The organism is Wolbachia endosymbiont (group B) of Villa cingulata, from assembly GCF_964028285.1.
In the GTDB taxonomy this organism is placed as follows: domain Bacteria; phylum Pseudomonadota; class Alphaproteobacteria; order Rickettsiales; family Anaplasmataceae; genus Wolbachia.
This window is the reverse complement of sequence record NZ_OZ034766.1, coordinates 30607-45762: the sequence shown is the minus strand read 5'-3', so window position 1 is coordinate 45762 and position 15156 is coordinate 30607. Positions and strand designations below refer to the sequence as shown.

General features: G+C 34.0%; 17 protein-coding genes. 10 read left to right on the top strand and 7 right to left on the bottom strand.

What is annotated here, in order from left to right; genetic code table 11:
- The first annotated feature begins 10 nt into the window (after positions 1 to 10).
- The 3 genes from def (at position 11) to ABWU52_RS00215 (ending at position 2296) form a co-directional block, all read left to right on the top strand.
- Positions 11 to 550, top strand: coding sequence for a peptide deformylase (gene def / locus ABWU52_RS00225; protein WP_353276940.1), 540 nt, complete (start codon positions 11 to 13; stop codon positions 548 to 550).
- Entirely contained in the window at positions 540 to 1322 is a 783-nt protein-coding gene (locus ABWU52_RS00220; protein WP_353276938.1) for a uracil-DNA glycosylase family protein, read from the top strand. Before def ends, ABWU52_RS00220 begins: the two co-directional genes overlap by 11 nt.
- Positions 1323 to 1756: 434 nt before the next feature.
- Complete coding sequence (locus ABWU52_RS00215; protein WP_410541979.1) at positions 1757 to 2296, top strand: demethoxyubiquinone hydroxylase family protein; 540 nt, start codon at positions 1757 to 1759, stop codon at positions 2294 to 2296.
- A gap of 131 nt (positions 2297 to 2427) precedes the next feature.
- Here the strand turns inward: ABWU52_RS00215 and ABWU52_RS00210 are convergent, their stop codons facing one another.
- From ABWU52_RS00210 to ABWU52_RS00200, 3 genes are all read right to left on the bottom strand, one after another.
- Complete coding sequence (locus ABWU52_RS00210; protein ID WP_041581332.1) at positions 2428 to 2658, bottom strand: hypothetical protein; 231 nt, start codon at positions 2656 to 2658, stop codon at positions 2428 to 2430.
- A gap of 42 nt (positions 2659 to 2700) precedes the next feature.
- The gene (locus ABWU52_RS00205) at positions 2701 to 3720 is read right to left on the bottom strand and encodes an IS110 family transposase (protein ID WP_353277694.1); all 1020 of its coding nucleotides are present in this window, start codon (positions 3718 to 3720) and stop codon (positions 2701 to 2703) included.
- Between the two features lie 214 nt (positions 3721 to 3934).
- Positions 3935 to 4945: a hypothetical protein gene (locus ABWU52_RS00200; RefSeq protein WP_353276934.1), complete on the bottom strand. Its 1011-nt coding sequence runs from the start codon at positions 4943 to 4945 to the stop codon at positions 3935 to 3937.
- Between the two features lie 249 nt (positions 4946 to 5194).
- Between ABWU52_RS00200 and purF the strand changes: the two genes are divergently transcribed.
- Together purF and ABWU52_RS00190 are read left to right on the top strand one after the other, a co-directional pair.
- On the top strand, positions 5195 to 6580 hold the full coding sequence (gene purF, locus ABWU52_RS00195; RefSeq protein ID WP_353276933.1) for an amidophosphoribosyltransferase: 1386 nt from the start codon (positions 5195 to 5197) through the stop codon (positions 6578 to 6580).
- A gap of 686 nt (positions 6581 to 7266) precedes the next feature.
- A complete protein-coding gene (locus tag ABWU52_RS00190) occupies positions 7267 to 8352 on the top strand; it encodes an IS5 family transposase (protein ID WP_353276931.1) in 1086 nt (361 codons plus the stop codon).
- Between the two features lie 374 nt (positions 8353 to 8726).
- On the opposite strand, the gene ABWU52_RS00185 is transcribed toward ABWU52_RS00190, so the two are convergent.
- Positions 8727 to 9206, bottom strand: coding sequence for a disulfide bond formation protein B (locus ABWU52_RS00185; protein ID WP_064085878.1), 480 nt, complete (start codon positions 9204 to 9206; stop codon positions 8727 to 8729).
- An 87-nt stretch (positions 9207 to 9293) separates the two neighbouring features.
- Positions 9294 to 10286 (bottom strand): hypothetical protein, encoded by a 993-nt coding sequence (locus ABWU52_RS00180; RefSeq protein WP_353276929.1) that lies wholly within the window; start codon positions 10284 to 10286, stop codon positions 9294 to 9296.
- A gap of 79 nt (positions 10287 to 10365) precedes the next feature.
- Here ABWU52_RS00180 and ABWU52_RS00175 point away from each other — a divergent pair, with 79 nt between their 5' ends.
- Positions 10366 to 10497, top strand: coding sequence for a hypothetical protein (locus ABWU52_RS00175; RefSeq protein WP_353276927.1), 132 nt, complete (start codon positions 10366 to 10368; stop codon positions 10495 to 10497).
- 269 nt (positions 10498 to 10766) lie between these two features.
- On the opposite strand, the gene der is transcribed toward ABWU52_RS00175, so the two are convergent.
- Positions 10767 to 12092: a ribosome biogenesis GTPase Der gene (der, locus tag ABWU52_RS00170; RefSeq protein WP_064085773.1), complete on the bottom strand. Its 1326-nt coding sequence runs from the start codon at positions 12090 to 12092 to the stop codon at positions 10767 to 10769.
- Positions 12093 to 12227: 135 nt separating this feature from the next.
- Here der and ABWU52_RS00165 point away from each other — a divergent pair, with 135 nt between their 5' ends.
- Entirely contained in the window at positions 12228 to 12494 is a 267-nt protein-coding gene (locus ABWU52_RS00165) for a hypothetical protein (protein WP_353276925.1), read from the top strand.
- 2 nt (positions 12495 to 12496) lie between these two features.
- Positions 12497 to 13066, top strand: a complete 570-nt coding sequence (locus ABWU52_RS00160; protein WP_353276923.1) for a hypothetical protein — start codon at positions 12497 to 12499, stop codon at positions 13064 to 13066.
- 22 nt (positions 13067 to 13088) lie between these two features.
- Here ABWU52_RS00160 and ABWU52_RS00155 read toward each other — a convergent pair whose 3' ends face one another.
- Complete coding sequence (locus ABWU52_RS00155) at positions 13089 to 13748, bottom strand: IS3 family transposase (protein ID WP_353277765.1); 660 nt, start codon at positions 13746 to 13748, stop codon at positions 13089 to 13091.
- 118 nt (positions 13749 to 13866) lie between these two features.
- Between ABWU52_RS00155 and ABWU52_RS00150 the strand changes: the two genes are divergently transcribed.
- Both ABWU52_RS00150 and ABWU52_RS00145 read left to right on the top strand, forming a co-directional pair.
- On the top strand, positions 13867 to 14166 hold the full coding sequence (locus ABWU52_RS00150; RefSeq protein WP_064085359.1) for a transposase: 300 nt from the start codon (positions 13867 to 13869) through the stop codon (positions 14164 to 14166).
- Positions 14142 to 15020 carry an IS3 family transposase gene (locus ABWU52_RS00145; protein ID WP_353277659.1) on the top strand — a complete coding sequence of 293 codons (879 nt, stop codon included), beginning with the start codon at positions 14142 to 14144 and terminating at the stop codon, positions 15018 to 15020. Before ABWU52_RS00150 ends, ABWU52_RS00145 begins: the two co-directional genes overlap by 25 nt.
- Positions 15021 to 15156 lie beyond the last annotated feature (136 nt).

Genomic DNA, 15156 nt, shown 5'->3' with positions numbered 1-15156 from the left:
TACAATTTTTATGTCTAAGTTACCAATTGTAATTGCCCCTGACGAAAGATTAACTACACGCGCCAGTGAAGTAATAGATATAACCGATAAAATTAAAGAATTAGTAAACGACATGTTCGAAACTATGTACGATGCAGAAGGTCTTGGTCTTGCTGCAGTACAAGTTGGAGTGCTGAAGAGAATTTTTGTCATGGACGTTCAGCCAGAAAAGGCTGGAGATGAGCTAGCAGGGTATGACTCAGTTGGCAAGTTTTGTATGATTAACCCTGAAATTAAGGAATTATCTAATGAACAAGTCATTATGAGTGAAGGATGTCTTTCAATTCCGGAGCAAAGCCATGAAATCAAGCGTCCAAAATATTTAACTGTAAAATATAAAAACTTAAATAACGAAGAACAGACGCTAAAAGCTAGTGGTTGGCTTGCAAGGTGTATTCAGCATGAATTGGATCACTTAAATGGTATATTATACATTAGACATTTATCTAGGTTGAAGTATGATTTGGCTATGAAAAAAGCACAAAAGGTTAAGAGGCACTATGAGCAATGAAGATCTAGAATTGTTGAAGTTCTATCATGAAGTGGGAGTTGATTGCACACTAACTGAAAGTGAAGAGGAAAAAAAAATGGAAAATGAGAGAGCTGCACAATCTTCTGTCATCGAGCAGAAAAAAGAACAACAAACCATGTTCCCAAGTGACTGGATCATTGAAGCAAGGAAGCTTGCAAGTCAATGTAGTAGTGTAGATGAACTAAGAAGTGCAGTTAAGTCATTTGAGGGTTGTGAAATAAAAAAAACTGCAACTAATACTGTTTTTTCTGATGGTAATCCGAATGCAAAAATCATGCTTATTGGTGAAGCACCAGGAGCAAATGAAGACCTGAAAGGCATACCATTTTGTGGTGCAAGCGGAATGCTGCTCGATAAGATGCTCGGTGCAATTAGTCTGGACCGCACTAAGGTGTATATAAGCAACGCGGTGTTTTGGCGTCCACCAGGTAATAGAAAACCAACTGACCTAGAGCTTGATATGTGCAGACCATTTGTTGAGAAGCACATTGCTCTTATTTTACCGCAAATTCTGATTTTTGTCGGAGGAATTGCATGTTATAGCCTTCTTGATAACACAAGGACTATATCGAACTTGCGTGGCAGATTTCATACTTATACTAACCAATATTTATCTCATTCAATTACTACAGCCGCTATATTTCATCCAGCCTATCTACTTCGTCAACCAGCACAAAAACGCTTAGCTTGGGAAGATTTGAAGAAGATTAGGGAATATCTTGATAATACCAATAACTACACGGATGTTTAGCTTACTACTCGTTATCATCTTAGTACCGGCTAATTGAATTAAATATTGAAAAATCTACTAAACAGAGAAAAAGGCAAAAGAAAATCTATCAGCTACTACCTATTTTTTTAATTGGCGTTTTTCATTGTGTTAAATCCTTTGATAAGCGCATTTTAGCTTATGTGGGTAAAAGTTTTATAAAGACATGGAGTGCACATAGTGCAAAAAATTAAACATCAAGTATATTGAGCTTTTTGTCGCTTTATCTGCACAGACTGAAGATAAATAATATATCTTCACCCTTATTTTAAGGAGAATGGCGGAGTCCGTCAAGTAACTCTTGCCGTTGCTATAGCTGCTTGAGTTCCTATAATCACAATGTTGGTGCAATGCACGCATGGAATTTTATTTACTCTATAATATGTTGGTTTATAGTAGTACTAATGCAGAAATAAATGGAGGAGACATTGGAAAGCAATATAAAAAAATTGAAAGGAAATTTTTTAGAACAAGCAATTAGAGTAAATCATGCTGGCGAATATGGAGCCATTTGTATTTATTCTGGTCAAAAATTTATTCTTAAAAAATCTTCTATAATTGACAAAATAATTGAAATGGAGGAGCAGGAAAAAAAACATTTCCACTATTTTAATGCGAAAATCAAGGAGCAAAGAGTTCGTCCTACTGTTTTGTTGCCAATTTGGCGTGCTTTAGGGGTGTCACTTGGTGTTGTAACTGCTATGATGGGTAAAAAAGCCGCTATGGCTTGCACTGCTGCAGTTGAAGAAGTGATCGGAGAGCACTACAAGGAGCAAGTCTTACATTTAGAAGATGGGGAATTAAGAGAAACCATAAGTAAGTTTCGTGATGAGGAGTTAGAACACAGAGATATTGCAATTCAGCACAATGCCGAAAGCGCACTTGGCTACAACGTTTTATCTTTGTTCATAAAAACAAGCTGCAAAGCTGCTATTTATCTCTCTAAATTGATTTAATCAATCACTATTTGACAACCAACCACATTTGCCTTTAGTTCTTGTGCTAATTGCTGCCCCATATCCTCTACTCCAATCGAATGCGTATGAATGTTTATAATTAATTTCTTAATTATTATCCTAAAAATACATTAATTTAATTCCCTATTAGAGTTTTCTTGTTGTTGTAAACATGTTTGCATAAGACTAGTAGATGGAACGTTTTTAATAGTCTGAGTTAACTCCTCAGGAATATTTTCAAAACTCTTGCCCATAACTTCTAAAACACTTTTCCCCTGTATAAGACAATTCCCTCCAAAGCTTGATTTGTTTTCTAACTTGCTAAATCTTATTTTGCTTTTCTCATCAATTTCTACTACCATTTTGTTACTATCTTTCCGTAGATAAATACTAATCTCCTATGATTATTGTCCAGTAAAAATTTCAAATTTTGTAAAATCTTTAAAAACCCAGTTATTTTTAAGAGTGTAGAAAATAGTTATAAGAAATTTCCTAGCAGTAGCAGTTATAGCCTTAGCAGAACCACGCTTCTTTTTTATATGTTCATAAAAGCTTTTCAAGTAAGGACTGTAACGTACAGCAATCCAAGTACATTGAACTAAAGAAGTACGCGCTATTTTTGACCCTCGTTTGGTAATTCTTCCAATTGTACATTGCTGATTAGATTGAGAAACTCTTGGCACAACTCCAAAATATGCAGTAAGTTTCTCAGGTCTACGGAAATCATTAATGTCTCCAATTGTTACAATAAAAACAGCTGCAGAAATTGGACCTATTCCCTTTATGCTGATAAGATTGCTGAACCCAGGAAGTTGTTTAGCGAAAGCTATAATTTCCTTTTCAAGCTTTTTAAGGCTTTCTCGGATAGCTTCTAAATGATAGCTAATCACTTCAATTTCAACTTTTTCTAAAGGATCCCAATTATGCTTTTGAGTAGCACGTTCAAATCCTACTTTAGTTGTAAGTACTTCTTTTTTAATTTTTATTCCATGGTAATTAAAAAGACCATGAACTTTATTGATTAAAGATACCCGTGACTTTACTAACTGATCTCTCATTTGAAGAAGAGAAGCTAACTGCTGGCATTGTTTGTTTTTGCACCTTGCCTCAGGCAACATATCTTTGCTGAGAAAGAAAGCAATAGCTCGTGCATCATGCTTATCTGTTTTGTTCACAGAGCGACGAACAACTTCAAACTGCCCAGGAGCAATTATTACTATGCGTTTAACGTAAGGTGAAACTGCATCATAAAAGAAACAGCTGTTACCTGTTGCTTCTATGGCTACTTCATCTGTTTCTTGAAGATCTTTGGTGAAATTATCCAAGTCTTTTAAGCGAAACGTTTGAATATGCTCAGGTTTCCCTTCCTGTAAGGAACAAACAGTAAAACTATTGGTATGTAAATCAACTCCAATGTGACGCATATTTTTTCCTCCAATTGCATATTTCAATATATCAGAGTAGAATATTGCCGGTTGTTCCAAACTCCTATACGAGGTCATCACATTTTGTGAGCCTCACGATGATTTTCGGTGGCAGGGGCAGTTAATCTCCCCTACGAAGTCTTCTTTCTACTCCCTGAGCAGAAAGTGCTTCAGAAAAATATCCAACCTTCCACCTATCCACTCTGAGAAGTCATTATCTTCTCTTGCTTCCAACCAAGCAATACTTATTCATACCATCTCCTATTTTAGTAGTAAAAAATATTTCAATACCACCTTTTAAGATATCTGTGTAATTTCTTTTTCCATCTTGTGTAATTTCAACTTTTACTATACTTTCCTCAATCTGAAATATGCCAACTTCTAAATCCTTAGCTTTTTCATTATTTAAAGTTCTTGCAGTTTCAACAATACTACCTTGTGGATACTTAATATAAAAATATTTATTATCTACTTCTACTTCAAGATCATATTTATCAATTTGCTTGTTATTTTCTTTCACAATACCTTCATATGCTAGACCCTCTAGCATTTTTTTCTTACTCTTACATTGTTCGTTAAGATCATTTAAATAATTAGAGCCGTAATATCCGCCTTCAATATCGCTATAAAAAGATAATCCTTTTTCTACCCCACCTTTTAACACTAAATTACGAGTGATCTTTTGTATGATATTTTTTGTAGTTGAATTGTGTGGATTTGCATGAAAGCGATTAATTAATTCTTCCATTTTTTCAAATATAAAATTTGTTACAGTCTTATTATCCTTACCGTAATATGAGTTTAATCTTATTCCTTGATTTAAATAATCCTCTATTATGCGTTCCATGTACTTTAAAACGCTTTCTTGCTCATCGTGTTCTGTTATACCTTTTATCATCTCATCACAAAATTTTTTAACTAGAATTTGTTCATCTGTAGTCAATGGTATTTGCAATTTCGTAGAAGATGGGTCTCGCTCAAAAAGATAAATTATTGACAATTCCTCTGCTCTTTTAATAAAGTCATAACTCCTTAGATATTCTGCAACATCTTTGTTTTTTGCGTACCTTTTCTTGGTTAAATCCATATGCCTATCTTTACGACTTATAGTCGGTAATTTTGGATTTGATGAACTACTCTGTTGACTATTGAAGAAGCTGTTAGAGAACTGTTCAGGCTCTAAAATAAGATTACTTTCACCTTGTTTACCTACTTTCTTAGACATATTATATACCATAACCACTAAAACTTTTTAGTGATTACTTCAATACATAGATAAGTCAATAAAAATATCTTTTTCTCTTCAGTGCTAAAAAATTGTCAAAAATCTCAAAATTGGTTAATTGCATATAACCTACTTTCTGGTATACATCAAAACTACCGTAGCAAGCTTCAAATTTGAAAGGGATTAACAAATAAAATTCTTGTACTTTGCCTCTACTAAAGTACAATCAGGCTTTATTTAATATTTTTCATGCTTGATGAAGTACATGAGGAGTGTGGGGTATTTGGCATAAGTTACAATCAAAGTGCTGCTTTTAACTCTATACTTGCTCTCCACGCTTTGCAGCATAGAGGTCAAGAGTCTTTTGGCGTAGTAACCAGTAACAACGATAAGCTGCACTCTTATCACTTTCAAGGCCAAGTGAGCAGTGTATTTGATGATATAGATGAAATAAAGAAATCCTTACCTGGGGATTGTGCAATAGGTCATGTTCGATACTCAACAAGTGGTAGTAAATTTGGAGTGCAACCCATGTTTGGCAAAAGTGGCAAATTTGGGGATTTTGCCATAGCACATAATGGTAATTTAATTAATATTTCTCCGATACGCGAACAATTAATTAAACAAGAGTGCGTTTTTCAGTCAGATATTGATACAGAAGTAGTAGTGCATCTGACAGCAAGCAGTGAAAAAGATAGCTTTTTAGAGAGTTTTATATATGCATTAAAGCAAATACAAGGTGCTTATTCTTTTGTGGCAATCAATCAAGAAGTAGTTATTGGAGTACGTGATCCATCTGGAATCAGGCCTCTTGTTTTAGGAAAGTTAAACGGTTCTTACGTTCTTGCATCTGAAACTTGTGCTCTTGATATAATAAATGCAGAGTTTATTAGAGAAATAGAACCAGGCGAATTAGTTACCATCAGTTCGGATAGTAAGCTAGCCTCAATGTTTCCTTTCCCACAGCAAAAATCAAGTTTTTGTATTTTTGAATACGTTTACTTCTCGAGACCAGACAGCATAATGGAGAAGAGGTCCATATATGATATAAGAAAAGAAATAGGAAGAATACTTGCAGAAGAGAGCCCACCAAAAAACAATGTAGATATGGTTGTACCAATACCTGATTCTGGAATACCTGCAGCTATTGGATATGCAAAGCATTCAGGATTACCTATGGAACTGGGGATAATTCGTAATCATTACATAGGAAGAACTTTTATACAACCCACCGCTGAAGTACGTAAAGTTAGAATAAAATTAAAATTCAATGCTAATAAGCACACTTTGAAAGGCAAAAACATAATTTTAATAGATGATAGTATAGTGCGTGGTAGTACGCTCAGAAATATAATAGTTATGCTAAAGGATGCGGAAGTAAAAGAGATTCACCTCAAAATTTCAAGCCCACCAATTAAGCATTCTTGTTTTTATGGAATAGATACGCCAGAGTGCAAAGATTTAATTGCTGCAAATAAATCTGTAGAGGAAATTAAGGAAATTATAGGAGTAAATAGCCTAGCCTTCTTGAGTATTGATGGACTATACAGGGCTGTTAAAGAAGAAAAACGTAACAACGCTACACCGCAATATTGTGATGCTTGCTTCACTGGTGACTACCCAATTGGTAAGTAATCTATTATTAATGAAGGTGAGGTTTTTTCTATGTTATATTAACAGTTTTAAAAATAGATTTTTTGCATAACCATATAGTTTTTGCCTGGGCGTCATTTGAGTAAAAACTACTTTACAAATTTCGTCATTCCCTTTACTATGATACTAAGAGTATTTATCCTTGTTTTTGACCTGCAGGCTCAATTACAAAATTCAGTAAAAAAAACTCAAATATTTATTGGCAAATTACACAAAAATTATAGCGGCTGCATGTCTTTTAAATTTTTTCTACATTCAGCCAAATCGCGCTTATTTTAAGCGTTAGCACATTATTACAATGCCAATTTAAATTATTATAGGGTCAAAACTCGTTACACGGGGACTTTTTTGCCTTTTTTTTGCTTGGTAAATTTTTTAATATTTGTAGCTAAAGTAATTTTAGAGAGGTGTTATGTAAGTAGCTGATACTGGGATCCATCTCTTAATACAGCCTCATCAAAAATGTTGTGTTTTAACATAAAATTAGCTGCTTTTATGCTCATAAACTTAATATCCAATCAAATTCCCTGGATCACAGTGTCAAGCACTGGGATTACAACATCATAAAGGGATCAGTGTCAGCTACTCGGATGACAGGCTAGCCTGACGACCGTCACCCCGCTGCTTGTTAGCAGGTATCTAGAGATACCGTGACGGTATGCGGCGGCATGACGATAAGTCTTGTCATTCTAGCGCGTGACGCTGGAATGGCTTTGTTGCATAGGTCAAATAAAAAGAACTGGCAGTTACTGACAAAATTCACTATAAGACAAGCATTTAACCTACTAAAGAAAAATATGCCACAAAAAATGAGAGTCAGTAACTGCCATGAATATAACAAATTTCTCCAAGAGAGGGGAAATATTTTTTATTACGTCAATGATGCCATAGAAAATTGGTACGAAAAAGGTCCAAAAATGGCTGGTGGCAACTATATTTATAGCGATAAGGTCGTGATTCTGGTTCACATAATAACTTGTTTATTTAGAATAGGTCTGAGACAAACAGCGGGATTTATAGCAGGGTACCTTGAGCAAGTAAGGAAAAACTTGCAAGTTATTAGCTATTCCCAGGCCTCAAGAAGGCTTAAAAAACTTAACATCAAAATTAATGATCGAAGACATGATAAAAATAATACAGAAGATATTGAGATTGCCATAGATAGTACTGGAATAAGCATCTACAATAATATTCCAGGTCATAGCAAGGCAAATGGTACAGATAGAAAGTATCGCCGCTATGAGCAAACAAGAAAACTGCATGTAATGCTAGAGATAGGTAGCAAAAAAGTTATAGCAGCAAAATACAGTGGCGGAGTTTATTCTGACCACTATGGAGCATGTGATCTTATTGCAAGGATTGATGTTAAATATAATATAAGCACACTATATGCAGACAGGGCATATAATCGAAAGAAGTTATACAAACTGTGCGATGAGCTTGACATAAAGACAAGGATTCCTCCGCAAAATAATGCAGTAGAGCATCCAAAGTTGGATTATATGGATGAGAGAAATTCTACAATCAAGCTCATAAAGTCATATGATGAAGATGGTATGAAGAGGTGGAAAAAAGAGATAAATTATGGGAAGAGATCTTATATAGAAAGTTTTTTCTCGCGACTGAAGCAAACATTTGGGTTTAGTTTTAGAAACAAATCTGAGGTTAATCGTGAGAGAGAACTGCTACTCAAGTGTTATTTGCTTAACAAATTTACTGATATAGGCATGGCTAAATTTGAGATAGCTTCATGAATTTATTCCACGTTACCTACTATCCGAAGAGTGATGCAACAAAGCCTGCTGGAATCCAGAAATCTTTACTACAAATAAGCATATTGAGCACAAAATTATGCTAAAACACAACGTTTTTGGTGAGATTATGGACAAACTTAGTCCCAGTATCTGGGCACTAGGATGACAAGAAATAGGCTGCTTGAATAACAACAAAAGGTTATTTGGATGATAGCCGCACTTCCAGTGTCAGCTACTCGGATGACAAGAAAGAGGACACTGGCATGCTGAACCATAATGTTCGTACAGCTGTGCAAGAATCAGTGGGTGTGACTTGCCAAATTTTTAAATTACGGACAGCACCAAGTAACGCACAAGTACAGCGTCTATACCAGTTACTGTTGTACCTTATTTCTTTCTCCACAATACATTTTACCTGATAAGAATAGAGCTACTATAAGATAAATAAGATTCCATGTTGCTAACGAAACACCAAAAATATAATGAGGTCTGTCACAAGACGGAGAGTAGTTAGGGTTTAATAGATTATTTCTTAGCTCTTCTATGCTAACGTTACCACTTGCTTGCTCTGTACAGCCTAAAACATCATGAAATAAGTGGAGTTCAAGACCTACATGATAAAAAGATATTATTGCACCAATGAGATAGCTGCAAAACATCGCATAGATTAGGATTTTGTTGTCTTTGAACATGTACGCAACTGCAAGTAGCCCTGTAACATAGTAAACTACTCGCTCGTATATACATAACTTACACGGTATCATATTGAAAAAATACTCTAGCACATATGCAAAAATTAAAGCGACAGCGCTTGATAAGAGAAAAATTATAGAACTGTTATTTACATCTGACATAGTTAATGAATTACTACAATATCTGTGAAGAGTCAACTCTTGTTTGACAACATTTCATGTAACGATAGAACACTAAGTACTATGTTACTACTTTGACACCCTATACATATGCTCGCCGTTGTATATTGGTTCAGTAATCAGCCCTTTCATATCAGTTGCAACTCTAGTATCACTATCTATTTTTGCAATTTCTTCTTTGGTATACAATTCATCCTTGTTTTTCGTCCAGCTATTGTCATATTGAATATCAACTTCTCCTCCATTGGTTTTGAAGCCGAATATTTCTTCTATAACTGATTTTTTGTCAAATAAGTATTCATGAGAAAGACTGTTAAGTATTATACCATCTGTAATTGTGTAAACATAAGATGGTGCTGATCTAAGCGTAGGATAACATGTTTTAAATCTTCTCTTAACTTCATTATAAATTTCCGTAATCTTTATTCTACCAGCATCACTTACAGCAATGATAGCGTTCTCAATATTTATCATACCGCTGTAGCTGTGGCCTGTTCCTTCATTTTCAGCAAGTAGAAAGCCCTGTTTAGCATGAATCTCACAAATTTTCTTGTCTTCTGTAGGTAAGATATCAAAATCAAGATAGATCATAGGAGACTTCAGTGCCAACAACATAAATATACGCATGCTGTCTATCTCAACACCAAAAGATAATCTTTCATCTTCTGGAATAGAGTATAGATCTCTAAAATATTGAGACACCTTGTATAAAGGACATTTAGATTTTTCAATTTGCCACATTTTTTGTAAATGAAAGCTAAACTCATATTCCCCTAAATCCAGCTCATTAAAGTCTATAAGTTCTATATTTTTATTTGGGTTAAATTCTCTGCTTGATATTTTATTTTCCAACTCTTTACGTTGCATAGGAGTAAAACCAGATCCATTTATTACTAATTTCACTACACGTGTACTTTCCCTCTTTGCCCATTCGCTCAATCTCTCTACGTATTTTTCTGGGATTAGATATCCATATTTTCGGGGAAGCCACTGAAACACTAAGGGTGTATCAACCGTGAAAGTATGTGGAGATCCAGACTGTAAGTATTGACCATTGTACATAATAGTATTCAGCATAGTAATTTTATTAGGTAAAGTAATATTATATCAATTCCAGCTAAAGAAACAAGGATAAGTAATAATGGAAAAGAGCCATGCTGAAGAAAGTAAGAAATATATTACAAAAAAACTAAATGCTGTAGTTGCAGCAAAAAAGCATAGTATAACAGCTGTAGCAAAAATATGTTGCATTTCAAAGAAGGCACTTAACTGAATGACCTAAAATTTGAAAGAGAAGAAAAATTATTTTAAGAAAAATCTCAATGAAACTATTGTTATCCATTATGAAAAGAGCTATTTTCTTCGATGAATTGCGGTTTAGTACACATTCAAAAGTTCTATTTTCAATTATACGGTTAAACAACTCCGCAATGCTTCTTACTTGTTCCATTCATAATGAGAATTTGCATTACTTTATTCAACTACTTACTTATTAATAATATTAATAAGATAAAAACTATATTGTTAATAAAACAAGATTACCTACTTTACATAGGGATTTTTGTTCTTTTTCAAAAGTAATCTGACTGGTACGCCTTCAACAAAGAAGTTTTTTCTAAGACCATTAGTCAAATAACGTTTATAACTCTCATCAACACTTTCCGGGACGTTGCATACCAAAGAAAAAGCTGGAGGTTTGGTGCCAATTTGAGCAATATACTTCATTTTAATTGCTCTACCTTTTATAAGTGGGTGAGAATGTTTTTCCACAGCATCTATTAGCCAATTATTCAGTTTTGCAGTGCTGATCTTCTTGTTTAAGGATTCACTCACTTCAAGACACTTATCTATCACATCACCACAGCGCATACCTTTCAATGCAGAAATTGTTACAGTTGGCACTTCCAAAAATAACCGAGTCACTTCCTGTTGTTTGACAAATTTTATTAACTTACTTCTGTCATCCTTACCTATTAAATCCCACTTATTTAAAACAATGATAATTCCCTTCCCCCCTTTAATTGCAGCTTCAGCAATTGATAAATCCTGCTGCTCAACGCCAAGCAAGGAATCTAGCATTAAAATCACTACATGAGAGCGCTTTATTGACTCTATACTTTTTTCAACAAATCTTGATTCTAAGTTATCAACAACATTTGCCTTTCTGCGGATTCCCGCAGTATCGATGAGAGTGATTAATTTCCCATTATGGTCGTATGAAATATCCACAGAGTCACGCGTGGTACCAGGTTTTGAACTTACTATTAGTCTATTTTCTGCAAGTAAACTGTTTAAAAAAGTTGATTTTCCAACGTTTGGGCGACCGATGATTGCAATCCTCAGTCTAATGGACTCACTTTCAGGCAGCTCAGTTTTTTTGTTAAAATCTTCAATAACACCAGCTAATACATCATAAAGATCAATCATACCAAGATTATGTTCGGCTGAGATGTACACCGGACCTATGAAGTTGAAGAACTGCAAATAATCAACATTTTCCGATTTATGACTTTCACATTTGTTTGCTATTAGTATTACAGGTTTGTTCGTTTTTCTCTTCAGCCACTTTGCAAACTCTTTGTTCTGCTCGTTTTGCACTTTTGCATCAACAAGAAAAAAAATTACATCTGCGCTTAATAAAGAAAACTCTATTTGTTCAATAACTTGTAGTGAAAAACTGGTTTGGTCATTCCATCCTCCTGTATCTATAACTTTAAACTCTAAATCACTAATTCTTCCAATTCCTTCACGCCTATCTCTCGTTACTCCTGGAATGTCACTAACCACCGCTGCTTTTCTTCTTACTAGCCTATTAAATAGAGTTGACTTGCCTGCATTTGGAAGGCCTATTATGACTATTTTCAGCATAGTTTAAGAGCGTATTTTATACATAGTAAATTATAATCAAAATTTTTTAATTTAACTATTGACTTGATAGATTATATACCTATCCTAAAATTAGGATATTTTATCTTAAGTTTATTATGTAGAATTGGAGGCGCTATGCATAATGAAAATGAAACCTTAATAATGAATTTCGATCAAGTTGCTCAATTAACTCCTAAAATTTATAAATTAGGGACACCTTATAACAACAGGACACGTATATATCACTATATAACTTTAGCTAAAGCATTGGAGAATCTCAATGATCCATCCCGGTCACATGCAAATAAGGAGCTTTTTTTGAGTGACAATGATGAAGAAACTAAGAAATTTCTGAGTGTAATTCGAAAAGGAATTGCTGAATATAAGGTAATGATTCTATAGATGTGAGGTTGAGAGGAAAAGAAGATAAATCATTTACTGCATGGGTATCGTTAAAAGAAGGCAGAGGTGAGTTAGAATTTGATAACTCATTTCCTGGTAAAGCCTTAAAGGATAGTAATCCAAAAATTGGAGCTTTTACATTGGTATCTCCAGAAGATAAAAGGTTGGTGCGTGTTTTACAAAGTGATGATGGTGTAAGGCTTTATCAAATACTAAATGAGTCTTGTATAATTAAATTTAACTGGAAAGTGGGTGATAGAGATTGCAGTATTGCTTTAAATATTAGTGGAAATGGTAACGTATTTTGTACTGATTTAAGTGATAATATAAGTCCTGAGGACTTCGAGGAAAACAAAGCTGTAAAAATAAAAATTGGCTATTATGAGAATAAGAAGATGGATAAATATAATGACATGACTCTAGCAAAATTGGTCTCATTGGCTTCAAACTTACAAGGAATTGAAAGAGAAGTTATAACAATTAATCCATCAACAGGTGTAACAAGTGCAAGTGCACAGAATGTTAGTGAGTCTCAGCATTCTCAAAATATTGACCTTACCCAGAAAAAGTAGACAGAAAGTTAAGACGTTTTTGCTATGAGAATGATGAATCAAAAAGCTCAGGAATGCAATAGTTAATAGTAGAATGTCTACGCTGTTTATTATAAAAAATTTCTATATATTCAAATATTGCGGTTTTAGCTTGTTGTGCAGAGTGTTGTGAAGTATCAATGAGTAACTCTCTCTTAAGTGAACTAAAAAAGCTCTCTGAAACAGCATTATCATAACAACAACCTTTGTGACTCATACTAGAAGTAATATTTTTTGTACTTAGTAAAAATTGATAATTTTTAGAGGTGTATTGCGATCCTTGATCGCTATGAAATAGTAGATTTTTAGCAGATTTGCGCCTACCAATAGCCATGAATAACGCATCTATAACTAATTGCCTATTTACTGCATTACTCATTGACCAGCCAATCACCATGCGTGAATATAAATCTATTATTGCTGCCAAATATAACCATCCTTCATTAGTTTTTATGTACGTAATATCAGTTACCCATATCTTGTTAGGTTGATCAGCGATGAAATTCTGATTTAATATGTTAGGAGTTATAACTCTATTGTCTATTTGTGGTTTTTTACTTTTAAACTTTCGTCTAAGCTTAGCTTGAATGCCATTTTTCTGCATAACATTTTGCACTGTTTTGATGTTATAATTTTTACCTAAAGCCTTTAATTCAGCGTGAATTTTAGGAGCTCCGTATCTGCATTGTGATGCTCGATATACTGACCTTACCCAGAAAAAGTAGACAGAAAGTTAAGACGTTTTTGAAGTAAAATAAAACGTTTTTTCAAAGAGGTGTGGTATGACAAAAAGAAAAGAATATACAGCAGAATTCAAAATTGAAGCTATAAGACTAGTAAAAGAAACAGGTCAATCATCAGCAAAAATAGCAAGAGATTTGGGTATTAGCGGTGATTCATTAAGCAGATGGGTAAAAACATACAATGATAGAATGTCTGGAGTAGATGCGTTTCCAGGAAAAGGGAAAGTAGCTCATTGTGACAAAGAAAAGTTTGATTTAAAGAAAGAGCTGGCAAGAGTAACGAGGGAAAGAGACATTTTAAAAAAAGCCCTGGGATATTTTGCAAACCAAAAAGAGTAAAATATTCTTTTATAAAAGAACATAAAAAATGCTATAAAATACGGGAATCATGCAGATTTTTGAACGTATCTGCTTGTGGTTATTATAAATGGATTACTAAGGAAAAAAACAACAAAAAATCAATAAGAGAAGAGCTCATACAAGATATTCAGAAGGTATATCGAGCATCACAATGCAGATACGGAGCTCCTAAAATTCACGCTGAATTAAAGGCTTTAGGTAAAAATTATAACATCAAAACAGTGCAAAATGTTATGCAGAAAAATGGCATTCAAGCTAAGCTTAGACGAAAGTTTAAAAGTAAAAAACCACAAATAGACAATAGAGTTATAACTCCTAACATATTAAATCAGAATTTTATCGCTGATCAACCTAACAAGATATGGGTAACTGATATTACGTACATAAAAACTAATGAAGGATGGTTATATTTGGCAGCAATAATAGATTTATATTCACGCATGGTGATTGGCTGGTCAATGAGTAATGCAGTAAATAGGCAATTAGTTATAGATGCGTTATTCATGGCTATTGGTAGGCGCAAATCTGCTAAAAATCTACTATTTCATAGCGATCAAGGATCGCAATACACCTCTAAAAATTATCAATTTTTACTAAGTACAAAAAATATTACTTCTAGTATGAGTCACAAAGGTTGTTGTTATGATAATGCTGTTTCAGAGAGCTTTTTTAGTTCACTTAAGAGAGAGTTACTCATTGATACTTCACAACACTCTGCACAACAAGCTAAAACCGCAATATTTGAATATATAGAAATTTTTTATAATAAACAGCGTAGACATTCTACTATTAACTATTGCATTCCTGAGCTTTTTGATTCATCATTCTCATAGCAAAAACGTCTTAACTTTCTGTCTACTTTTTCTGGGTAAGGTCACTAACTTGAGATATCGACAACCTTCGGTCTGTTACTAGTGTAGTGCTACGGTGGTATAGTGTGTTAGCTATAAAATAGCGCATTAAATATAG